General features: G+C 68.1%; 8 protein-coding genes and 2 pseudogenes. 6 read left to right on the top strand and 4 right to left on the bottom strand.

Going from position 1 to position 10,444, the window contains the following annotated elements; translation table 11 throughout:
• Positions 1–356 precede the first annotated feature (356 nt).
• Positions 357–1,367 (top strand): annotated as a pseudogene (locus ACOQPP_RS13725) (reverse transcriptase domain-containing protein); the annotation flags it as partial.
• A gap of 157 nt (positions 1,368–1,524) precedes the next feature.
• Here the strand turns inward: ACOQPP_RS13725 and ACOQPP_RS13720 are convergent.
• Entirely contained in the window at positions 1,525–1,776 is a 252-nt protein-coding gene (locus ACOQPP_RS13720) for a transposase (protein ID WP_420636741.1), read from the bottom strand.
• 152 nt (positions 1,777–1,928) lie between these two features.
• Here ACOQPP_RS13720 and ACOQPP_RS13715 point away from each other — a divergent pair, with 152 nt between their 5' ends.
• Entirely contained in the window at positions 1,929–3,284 is a 1,356-nt protein-coding gene (locus tag ACOQPP_RS13715) for an ISNCY family transposase (RefSeq protein WP_420636740.1), read from the top strand.
• A 156-nt stretch (positions 3,285–3,440) separates the two neighbouring features.
• Here ACOQPP_RS13715 and ACOQPP_RS13710 read toward each other — a convergent pair whose 3' ends face one another.
• From ACOQPP_RS13710 to ACOQPP_RS13700, 3 genes and pseudogenes are all read right to left on the bottom strand, one after another.
• The gene (locus tag ACOQPP_RS13710; protein ID WP_419165949.1) at positions 3,441–3,881 is read right to left on the bottom strand and encodes an Ig-like domain-containing protein; all 441 of its coding nucleotides are present in this window, start codon (positions 3,879–3,881) and stop codon (positions 3,441–3,443) included.
• 100 nt (positions 3,882–3,981) lie between these two features.
• A pseudogene (locus tag ACOQPP_RS13705) lies at positions 3,982–4,350 on the bottom strand (Ig-like domain-containing protein); the annotation flags it as partial.
• 86 nt (positions 4,351–4,436) lie between these two features.
• Entirely contained in the window at positions 4,437–5,906 is a 1,470-nt protein-coding gene (locus ACOQPP_RS13700; RefSeq protein ID WP_420636739.1) for a dihydrolipoyl dehydrogenase family protein, read from the bottom strand.
• 296 nt (positions 5,907–6,202) lie between these two features.
• Between ACOQPP_RS13700 and ACOQPP_RS13695 the strand changes: the two genes are divergently transcribed.
• From ACOQPP_RS13695 to ACOQPP_RS13680, 4 genes are all read left to right on the top strand, one after another.
• Positions 6,203–7,348 carry an aminotransferase class I/II-fold pyridoxal phosphate-dependent enzyme gene (locus ACOQPP_RS13695; protein ID WP_419165952.1) on the top strand — a complete coding sequence of 382 codons (1,146 nt, stop codon included), beginning with the start codon at positions 6,203–6,205 and terminating at the stop codon, positions 7,346–7,348.
• A 67-nt stretch (positions 7,349–7,415) separates the two neighbouring features.
• Complete coding sequence (locus ACOQPP_RS13690; RefSeq protein WP_419165953.1) at positions 7,416–8,546, top strand: N-acetyltransferase; 1,131 nt, start codon at positions 7,416–7,418, stop codon at positions 8,544–8,546.
• A 23-nt stretch (positions 8,547–8,569) separates the two neighbouring features.
• The gene (locus tag ACOQPP_RS13685) at positions 8,570–9,535 is read left to right on the top strand and encodes an NAD-dependent epimerase/dehydratase family protein (RefSeq protein WP_419165954.1); all 966 of its coding nucleotides are present in this window, start codon (positions 8,570–8,572) and stop codon (positions 9,533–9,535) included.
• A complete protein-coding gene (locus ACOQPP_RS13680) occupies positions 9,532–10,443 on the top strand; it encodes a phosphatase PAP2 family protein (RefSeq protein WP_419165955.1) in 912 nt (303 codons plus the stop codon). Before ACOQPP_RS13685 ends, ACOQPP_RS13680 begins: the two co-directional genes overlap by 4 nt.
• Position 10,444: the final 1 nt, after the last annotated feature.

Below are 10,444 nucleotides of genomic sequence, written 5' to 3'. Positions count from 1 at the left end.
GGCGGTCCATGGAGGTAACGACATGGATTGAAGCACTCTGGAGAGAAGGGCCGCCTTGGGCGGCTCAGCGACCATGCGGGCCGGAACGCGAGTGAACGCCGAGCAGGCCTCGAGACGGGCGTCGCGGAAGCCGACCCTCCTGAGTTAAGGGGAAGGCCGCTGGCCAGCGGGAAGAGAGCGACGAGAGCACCGGCTGGTTTCCGCCGGGGTAGTGGCGTCGGCGTGCATGGAAGATGGAAGGCGCGGCAACGCGGGAAGCCCCGCCGGTGCCGTGCACGCGGCAACCGGAACCCCGCGAGGGACAGGCCGGGCCGGCGGGGTGGCGGATGGGCCCGTAGTACCGGGGACGCGGGGTAATGCCCGCCGAGGGAAGGGGCCCTGAGTCGGGAGCGGTACGGAAAGGGGGCAGGGACATGACCACTGGCGCGAGTCTAACAGGGTCGGCAAGCGTTCGGAAACTCCAGACCGTGCTACATGCGAAAGCGAAGGAAGAACCCGGACGGCGCTTTCACGCCCTTGTCGACGAGGTATGGCGGGAGGACTTCCTGCTGGCGGCATGGGGGATGGTCCGGCGCAACGGCGGAGCGGCCGGAGTGGATGGCGAGACGGTCGCGGATGTCGGGGCGCACGGAGTGGAGCGCTGGGTCGGGGAACTGTCGCGGGACCTGAGGGAGGGCACCTACGAGCCGAGTCCGGTGCGACGGGTGCTCATTCCGAAGAAGCAGCCGGGGAAGTTCCGTCCCCTGGGCATCCCATGCCTGAGGGACCGGGTTGCGCAGACGTCGGGGATGCTGGTGCTGTCGCCGATCTTCGAGGCGGACCTGGAGCCGGAGCAGTACGGATACCGGCCGGGACGAAGCGCCAAGGACGCGGTCAGGCGGATCCACCGCCTGCTGCGCGGGGGCCGCAACGAAGTGGTCGATGCGGACCTCTCGAACTACTTTGGCGAGATACCGCACGCCGAGTTGATGAAGAGCATCGCGCGGCGCGTTAGCGACGGACGGATGCTTGGACTCGTCAAGGCGTGGCTGGAGATGCCGGTGGTGGAGGAGGACGGTAAGGGCGGCAGCCGCCGCACGAACCGGGCGCGGAAGGAACGAAAGGGGACGCCGCAAGGCGCTCCGATCTCGCCGCTGTTGAGCAACATCTACATGCGGCGGTTCATCCTTGGCTGGAAGGCGCTGGGCCATGCCCGGCGCTTCGGTGCGGAGATCGTGAACTACGCGGACGACTTCCGTGTGCTCGGGAAGGCCCCGGCGGCGGAGATGCCGGCGGCGGTCAACCGGCTCATGGAACGACTGAAGCTACCGGTCAACGCGCGGAAGACCCGATGCCTCCGATGCCCCGAGGAGCCTCTCGAGTTCCTCGGATATCGCATCGGCTGGAACTATCGCCCGAAGGACGGAAGCCGGTACATCGGCACTCGGCCGAGCAAGGCGAGCGTTCAGAGCATCTGCCGCGGGATCAGCGAGCAAACGGGCCGGCGCTGCGTGGGCCGGTCCACGGAGGAGGTCGTGGAGCGCCTCAACCGGATGATGTGCCCACGACGGGGTCGTGGCGCAGCTGGTCGTGGTCGTTCAGATCCTCATGGCCCAGGGCGAGGCCGACGATGCGCTGGGCCACCAGCGTGGGAAGGGCATGTTCGGTGAAGCGCGGATCCCGGTGGTCTGTGAAGCAGGCGGCGACGCGCTCGAACAGGCAGGTGGATCGTCCGATCCGGCCGAGCAGGAGCGCCCCGGCGTTGGAGGTGATCGCGCCGCCGTTGAATGAAGCCACGACTCTGCGGCCCCGGCAGTGTCGTAGCGCAGTAGAAATGTCCTCCCTTAGCGCAGTAGAAATGTCCTCTTACGGTCCATGTTCGGTTTGGGGGCTTCGAACATGGTCCGGGAGAGGATCTGATGGAGTTGAGTCTGAGGGAGAGGGACCGCGTGTCGGTGCTTAGACAGGTGAGCGAAGGCGTGCTGGCGGGAGCGGCCGGGGCGGCGCGGCTCGGGGTGACGCCTCGTCACTTCCGGCGTCTGCTTCGGCGGTTCGAGGCGGAGGGTGACGCCGCGGCGGTGCACGGCCTCAGGGGGCGGCCATCGAACCGGTCGCTACCCGCGGCGGTGCGGGAGCTTGCGCTGTCGGTGGCGGCCGATCCGCTGTACGCGGACTTCGGCCCGACGCTGCTGGCCGAGCACCTCTGGCGGCGTTTCGGCGTCGTCGTGAGCGCGGACACGCTCAGACGGTGGATGCTGGAGGCCGGGCGGTGGGAGCGGCGCCGGCGGCGCGCGCGGCACCGCAGCCGGCGGCCCAGGCGGGCGGCGCTGGGCGAACTGGGGCAGTGGGACAGCTCCGCGCACCCGTGGCTGGAGGAGAGATCGCCGGGAAGCCAGACGCTGATCTCGATCCACGACGACGCGACGAGCCGTCTGCTCATGGCCCGCTTCGTGGCGCGCGACAACGGGGCGGAGAACCGGCGGGCGATCATCGAGTATCTGGGGCGCCACGGCCGGCCCGTGGCGGTCTACACCGACCACGCGGGGCACTTCGGGCAGTGGCTGTCGAAGCGGGAGGAGCGCACGGACACGATCATTTCGCGCGCGCTGGGCGAGCTGGGCGTCGAGGTGATTCTGGCCGGCTCTCCCCAGGCCAAGGGACGGGTCGAGCGGAGCTTCGGCACCGCGCAGGACCGGCTGGTCAAGGAGATGCGGCTGGAGGGGATCGCCACGCTGGAGGCGGCCAACCGCTTTCTGGAGGACTACTGGGTCCCGTTCTGGAACGAGCGCTTCACCGTCGAGCCCGCCGATACCCGCGACGCGCACCGTCCGCTCCCGGCCGGCGCGGACCTCGAGGCGCTCTTCGCCGAGACCGATACCCGCGTCGTGGCCCGCGACTTCACGATCCGGTTCCGGAAGCGGCGCTGGCAGATCCCGGAGCGGGAGGCCGGCGGCATCGTCCCGTCCGCCGAGGTCATCGTCGAGCGCCGCCTCGACGGCGAGGTCCGCTTCCGCTTCGGCGAGCGCTACCTGGAGGTCGAACCCGTATGCCAAGCCCCCGCCGCGTCCCCCAACGACGCGCCCGCCAAGCCGGCAAAGCCGCGGCCCGCACCTCCCAAGCCAGCTCCGGACCACCCCTGGCGCAAGCACTTCCAAGCCAGTGCCCAACAGGCCATCGCGCGCCGGAACCTCCGCCGCGAGAGAGAAGGGATATCCAACAAGAACGAACCGCCCCGCATCCCCGAAGCGACCGGAGCCGGGGCCAAAACCGGAACCCCCGGGGAGGACATTTCTATTGCGCCCTAACCCCGGACATTTCTATTGCGGTTTGACACTCTGCGGCCCCGGCAGCCTTGAAAGGCGAACGAGACGGGTTTACGCTGTGTCGGCACCGGTCCTCCTCTTGAGTAGACGTCATGTTCTTGGGCAAGAACAATTTAGCGACTACTTGGAGGCCGGTGCCTACTTCATCCTGTGAGAAATCCGGGTTAGCCCGTTGCGGATCAGGTTCAACTCTCTAAGGTGCGCGAGGCGGCTCAGTTCGGCCGGTAGCGGACCGACGAGGTTGTTGGCCTCGAGGTCCAGTTCCGAGACGCGTCCTTCCTCGTCAACGCCGACGCCGTACCAGTCCGCGAGCGGGAGGTCAGTCAACCAGTTCTCGTCGTGGATCCAGCCCGCTCCGTCCGTGACCTCGTACAGCAGAGTGAGGACGAGTCGATCCGCATCCGCGCCGGACAGCACCTCCACGCCCGCATCGCCCGAGGCCGCCCCGGACGTCGCGCGGATCGTCGCCATCCCGATGCCGACGCCGATGACGAGCCCCGTGGCGTCCACGGTCGCGATTCGATTCGTCGGTGCTACGCCAGGCCAGGCCAGGATCGGTGACCGGATGGCCGTTGGCATCCGAGGCCTCCACCGCCAGACTGAGTGAGTCGTCGAGCGCCAGCCGGACCGTGGACGGCGACACCTCGAGGGCGGCCACGACCTGAGCCACCGTCACCCTGGCGGCGCCCGAAGCCGTCGCCGCCGTGGCAGTGATGGAGACCGTGCCGTTAGCGACGGCCGTCGCAAGATCCGTGGCGTCCACCGTTGCCCCGGCCGGATCGCCGCTCTCCCACGTCACGGCAGCGCCGCTTACGACCTGACCGTTCCGGTCCCGCACCTCGGCGACGAGACGAGCCGTGTCCCCAAGCGCCTCGAACCGCAGGTCGGACGGGCTGATCGAGAGCGACGCGGGCCGAACCGGCTCCGGCGGTGGAGGCGGCGGAGGTGGGGCGGTGGTGTCCTCCCCGCACGACAGCGCAGCGAAGATCGAGATGAAGACCGCCACGATACGGGCACGGCGGCTTCCAACTCGACATCGAACGCGCATCTGCCTGCCCTGCAAAAGCTTATTCCCGTGAGTGCCGACGATCCCGGGCAACATGCCCGAAAGACGCTTGATCCACGAGCGAAGCCTCATGGCGGCAGCGTTCTCCCCACCTTCAGCGCGAGATCCACCGCGGACTTCCGCCAGCCCGTCAGCGTCGATCTGCGGTAGGCGTCGGCGGTACGCTTCACACCCTCACTCATCGTCGGGTAGGGATGGACCAGCGACGCGAGCGTCCCCAGCTTGACTCCCGCCTTCATCGCGAGCGCGATCTCCGCGATCATCGTTCCCGCGCCCGGTGCCAGGATGTGCCCGCCGAGAATCGAACCGCCCTTCCCGACGACGATCTTCACCCGCCCGACGGCGGCACGCTCGGCGATGGCGCGGTCCAGGTTCCCGATGTCGTAGACGTGCGCCGACACCGCGGATCCGTGGCGATCCCGCGCCTCGGCTTCGGTGAGGCCGACATGCGCGAGTTCGGGCTCGGTGTAGGTGCACCACGGGATCACGCCGTAGTCGATGTTCGCCCGTACCGGGAAGAGCGCGTTCTGGACGACCGTGCGCGCCTCGTGGTCGGCGACATGCGTGAACAGGAAGCCGCCGGTCACGTCGCCGGCGGCGAAGATGTGTCTCCGTGAAGTCCGCAGCTTCGGGTCGACCGTCACCCAACCCTTCGAGGTCGCCACGCCCGCCTCGTCCAGTCCCAGCCCCTCCGTGTTCGGCGTCCGCCCGGCAGCGACCAGGACCTCATCCACTTCCAACGTCTCGGGTGCGGCCGCCGCGCCGTTGTCCGCCGCGCCCCCGGCCGGGGCGATCGTGACGCGCCTGCGCTCTCCCACCCGGTCGACGCGCGTCACGATGCGCCCGGTCCGGATCCGGATCCCCTCGTCGAGAAGCCTGTTCGTCAGCAACTCCGCGAGCTCCGGCTCCTCGCGCACCATGAGCCGGTCGAGCAATTCGACGACCGTGACATCGACTCCCAGGCGCCGGAACGCCTGCGCGAGTTCGACCCCGATCGGCCCGCCGCCCACGACGGCCAGCGAACCGGGGATCGTGTCCCGGTCGAAGGCCTCCGCGTGCGTGAAATAGCCTGCCTCTTCGAGGCCGGGAATCGGGGGCACCGCGGCCCGCGAACCCGTCGCGATCACGAAACGGCGCGCGCGCAGACGGCGACCGTTCACCTCGACCTCGTGCGGCGATATGAAGCGCGCCGAACCTTCCACGACATCGACGCCCATGGCGCGAAAGCGCTCCGGGTCGTCGTGCGGCTCGATCCGGGCCCGAACGTCACGGACGCTGGCGAGCACGTCCGCGCCTTCGATCTCCGGCTGGACGGCCCGCAGGCCGTGCGCGGCGGCGTCACGGAAGTGATGCGCGACACGCGCCGAGCTGATGAGGGCCTTGGAAGGCACGCAGCCCGTCCACAGGCAGTCGCCGCCGAGGCGGTCGCGTTCGATCAGGGCGACACGCGCCCCCAACCCCGCGCTCCCGGCAGCCGTCACCAGACCCGCCGTGCCCCCTCCTATGGCCACGATGTCGAGAATGTCGTCCCGAGCCACGATCCCTCCCCGTTCGATGGGTCACCCGATCCGCACGCCGGCGACGCGCGGCGAGACTCGCCCGCGGCAGGTCGCCGTGAGCGGAACTACACCACCCCCCACCCCACGTTCACGCGCGACCGAAATCCGTCACCGGGCAAAGGCCCTCATTTTGCTTGCCCGGGGTCCCGATTCGCGATTAGCTTCGCGTTGTGTCGAATTCCACATTTCAAGCTGCGGTGTCACGGTCCGGGGGCTCGACCAGGGCCCATTCGGAGCCGCCTCCGATCCTTGCCAAGTGTCGTGAGTTAGCGACGGTGCACGGCCTGCGCGAGAAGGGTCTCTATCCGTACTTCATGCCCATCGAGGCCTCGCACGACACCTGGGTCGTGATCAAGGGCGCCCGCAAGATCATGGTGGGCTCCAACAACTACATGGGGCTTACCCACGATCCGCGCATCCTCGAGGCGGCGCGCGAGGCGCTCGAAAAGTTCGGAAGCGGCAACACCGGCAGCCGCTTCCTCAACGGGAACCTCGATCTTCACGAGCGCCTCGAAGCCGAACTGGCGGATTTCGTGGGGATGGAGGCGGCGCTCGTATTCTCCACCGGGTATCAGACCAATCTGGGCACGCTCGGTGCGCTGATCGGGCGCGCGGATACGGTCTTCATCGACAAGCTCGACCACGCCAGCCTCCAGGACGGCGCGCGCCTCGGGCTCGGCCGCACGCGACGGTTCAACCACAACGACTTCACCACGCTGAGCCGTATGCTCGAGGCCGAGAAACCCGCGCGCGGGAAGCTGATCGCGGTCGACGGCGTCTACAGCATGGAAGGCGACATCGCCGACCTGCCCGCCCTCGTCGAGCTGAGGCGTGAGTACGGCGCGGCGATCCTCGTGGATGACGCGCACGCCGTGGGCGTATTGGGCGAGACCGGCGCGGGCACCGCCGAACACTGGGGGCTCACGCACGAAGTGGACCTCATTCTCGGCACCTTCTCCAAGTCGTTCGCCTCCATCGGCGGATTCTGCGCAGGTACCGCGGAGGTCATCGATTACCTCCAGCACAACGCCCGCGCCCTCATCTTCAGCGCGAGCATGCCGCCCGCCTCGGCGGCCACCGTGCTGAAGGCGCTCGAGATCATCCGCAGCGAACCGGAGCGCCGGCAGCGACTGTGGGAGAACACCCGCAAGATGATGGAGGGGTTCAGGTCGATCGGGTTCGATATCGGTCCGACCGAGACCCCGATCGTGCCCATCCTCATCGGTCCGATGGAGAAGACCTTCCAGTTCTGGCGAGCCCTGTTCGAAGCGGGAGTCTTCACCAACCCGGTCGTTCCGCCGGCCGTGCCCGAGGGCAGTTGCCGCCTGCGAACGAGCTACATGGCCACGCACACCGACGACGAACTCGATTTCGTGCTCGAGCAGGTGGAGCGCGTCGGGAAGAAGCTCGGCGTCGTCTGAACCGGCCGCCATCGGATACAGGCCCGCCCGAAAGGCACCGACACCAACCGCAACCAAGTCGCGACCCATGACGAACCCAGCTTCCTCGCTCGTCGTCGTGCCGGTGGAGAGCCGCGCCGATCTCGGGCGCTTCATCGAGTTCCCGTGGTCCATCTACCGTGATGATCCCGACTGGGTCCCGCCGCTGAAGAGGGACGTGCGGGCCGCTTTCGACCCGGCGAAGCACCCTTTCCACCTTCACTCCGAGGTTCAGCCCTATCTGGCGCTCCGCGATGGCGGAGTGGTCGGGCGGATCTGCGCGATCCGGAACCGGAATCACGAGCGGTTACACGAAGAAGCGGTCGGCTTCTTCGGCTGGTTCGAGTCCATCGACGACCCGGAAGTGGCCGAAGCCCTGCTCGACGCCGTGAGGGCGTGGCTCCGCGAGCGCGGCCTCGAGGCGATGCGAGGCCCCACCAGCTTCTCGACGAACGAGATCTGCGGCCTTCTGATCGATGGTGATCCGGGCCCTCCCGTGATCCTGATGGCTCACAACCCGGCATATTACCCCGCCCTGCTCGAGGGCGCCGGTTTGCGCAAGGCCAAGGACCTGTACGCCTGGCACATGACCGAGGGCTCCTGGCCCAAGCACATGTTCCGCGCCGAGAAACTCGTCACCCGTCGCTACGGAACCCGCGTGCGATCGCTGAACATGTCGAAGTTCGAGGACGAACTCGCCCTCGTGCGGCGCCTCTACAACGCCGCGTGGGAGAAGAACTGGGGTTTCGTCCCCATGACGGATGCCGAGATGGACCACATGGCCGCCGAACTCAAGCCGGTTCTCAATCCCGACCTGGCGCTGTTTGCGGAGACCCCCGACGGAGAGATGATCGGATTCGCGCTAGCGATTCCGGACTTCAACCAGGTCCTGAAGAAGATGAACGGCAGGCTGACGCCGGTCGGACTCCTGAGGGCGCTCCTTCACAAGCGAAAGATCACCTCCATGCGCGTCCTGATCCTCGGATTGCTGGAGGAATGGCGCGGCAAGGGCATCGATGTCCTCCTTTACCTTTACCTTTTCCGAAACGGAACCGCCGCTGGCATGACGGAGGCCGAGCAGTCCTGGATCCTGGAGGACAACGACAAGATGAACGCCGCCATCGAACGGCTGGGAGGCCGGGTCTACCGCACGTACCGACTCTACGAAGCGCCTCTCTAGCTCCTTTACTTGATTCCTTTACCATGACATCTATCTTCCTGACGGGGGGCACGGGCTTTCTGGGCAGCCATATCGCCGACGCCCTCGTCGAGGCGCGTCACCGCGTCACGGCCAGCGTCCGCCGTACGAGCGATACGCGCCGAATCGACAGGGCCGGGATCGACAGAGTCGAACTGGATCTCGGAAAGAAGTCCGTCGCCGGACGCGAACCCGGGGCGGCGGACGCCCTCGCGGGGTACGATGCGGTCGTGCATTGCGGTGCGTTGACTCGAGCCCGGGACGAGTCGGAGTTCATGGCGGTGAATGCGGCGGGAACCCGGAGGTTGGCACGGGCCGCGGCCGACGTCGGCGTCCGCCGCTTCGTCTTCATCAGTAGCCTGGCGGCTCGCGGTCCGGACGGCGCGGACGGACCCGTCAGTCCGTACGGTCGTTCGAAGGCCTCGGCGGAGGCGGCGCTGGCCACCATCGGCGGCCCGATGGAGGTCGTGGTCCTGAGACCCGGGGGTGTCTACGGGCCGCGCGATTCCGATCTCCTGCCCCTGTTCCGCATGGCGGCTCGCGGCTTGACCGTGATTCCACGCAGTGCCGCCCCGCTCCAACCGGTCTTCGTGGCCGACGTCGTCTCGGCCGTTCTCGCCGCGCTGGAGGCGGCTCCGGCGCCGGAACCGCTCCACATCGCGGCAGCCTCATCCTGCTCGTGGGGCGAGGTGGCGAACGCGCTGATCGCCGGCGTCGAGCGCCCGGGCCGCGTCATCCGGGTGCCACCGGCCGTCTTCCTGACTGCCGGACTACTTTCGGAATGGGCCGCGCGTTTCACGGGAACGGCGCCCGCGATCGACCGGAGACGCGCCCGGGACCTCTCCATCCACGCCTGGACCTGCGACATCGAGCCGAGTCGAGCGTCGCTCGATCCGTGGCGTCCGCGCGTCAATATCGAGGAGGGACTGGCCCGCACCGCCGCCTGGTACCGCCGCGAGGGCCGGCTGTGACCCCCACGAGAGGCCTCCTCGCCCTCGACCGTCTTTCCATCGTCTATTTCGGGGCCTCCGGCCTCGTGGCCGTCGCTCTCGGCGGCCTTGCGGGTGCGGGGATCGCCGGCGCGCACGCGCTGATCGTCTTCGGGATCACCCGATTGGCAGCGTGGCACCCGCGAAGCGGCCTCGGAGGGGTTGCCCGCGCCGCCTACCCGGTCCTGCTCACGCCGCTGCTGTACGCGGAACTCGCCGTGCTGAACCGCTTCTTCACCGAGCGCTACTTCGACGCGACGGTGCAGCGCTGGGACGCAGCGATCTTCGGCGCGCAGCCGAGCATCGAGTTGAGCACGCTCCTCCCCTGGCTTCCGTTCTCCGAGGTCCTGCACCTGGGCTACTTCTTCTACTACGCGATCGTCCCCATCGCCCTGATCGGCGTATACCGGACGCGCGGATTCGACGCCCTGCACCGCGCCGCTTTCGCCGTGTCCGCCGCCTTCTTCGTCTCGTATCTCATCTTCATCTTCTTCCCGGTGACGGGCCCCAGATACGAGTTCGCCCTGATCGGCGGGGAAATCGGCGACGGCACGCTGTACCGGCTCGTTCACGGGATTCTCGAGACCGGCTCCTCGAAGGGGACGGCGTTTCCGAGTTCCCACATCGCGGCCTCGCTGGCCGCGGTCGTCGCCGCCGGTCGCGAGGACGCGCGCTGGTTCTGGCTCCTCATCGCCCCCGAGGTCGCGTTGACTCTCGGGACCGTGTACGGTCGCTTTCACTATGCGACGGACGCCCTGGGCGGAATCATCGTCGCATTGGCGGTCTGCGCGGCCGCCCGTCGGCTCGGCGCCGCGGCCGCGCGGGCAACCCGGGGCCGGGCCGAAGGCATCAATACAGGTGGTTCCGAGGACGACCCTCGCGAGGGATAGA

The sequence above is a fragment of the Candidatus Palauibacter sp. genome, from assembly GCF_965222475.1.
In the GTDB taxonomy this organism is placed as follows: domain Bacteria; phylum Gemmatimonadota; class Gemmatimonadetes; order Palauibacterales; family Palauibacteraceae; genus Palauibacter.
This window is presented reverse-complemented; position numbering and strand designations above follow the sequence as displayed.

Excerpts from the sequence above, each read along its gene's own strand:
- ACOQPP_RS13710 (WP_419165949.1), bottom strand. The coding sequence starts at position 3,881 with ATGCCAACGGCCATCCGGTCACCGATCCTGGCCTGGCCTGGCGTAGCA.
- ACOQPP_RS13690 (WP_419165953.1), top strand. The coding sequence starts at position 7,416 with ATGACGAACCCAGCTTCCTCGCTCGTCGTCGTGCCGGTGGAGAGCCGC.
- ACOQPP_RS13685 (WP_419165954.1), top strand. The coding sequence starts at position 8,570 with ATGACATCTATCTTCCTGACGGGGGGCACGGGCTTTCTGGGCAGCCAT.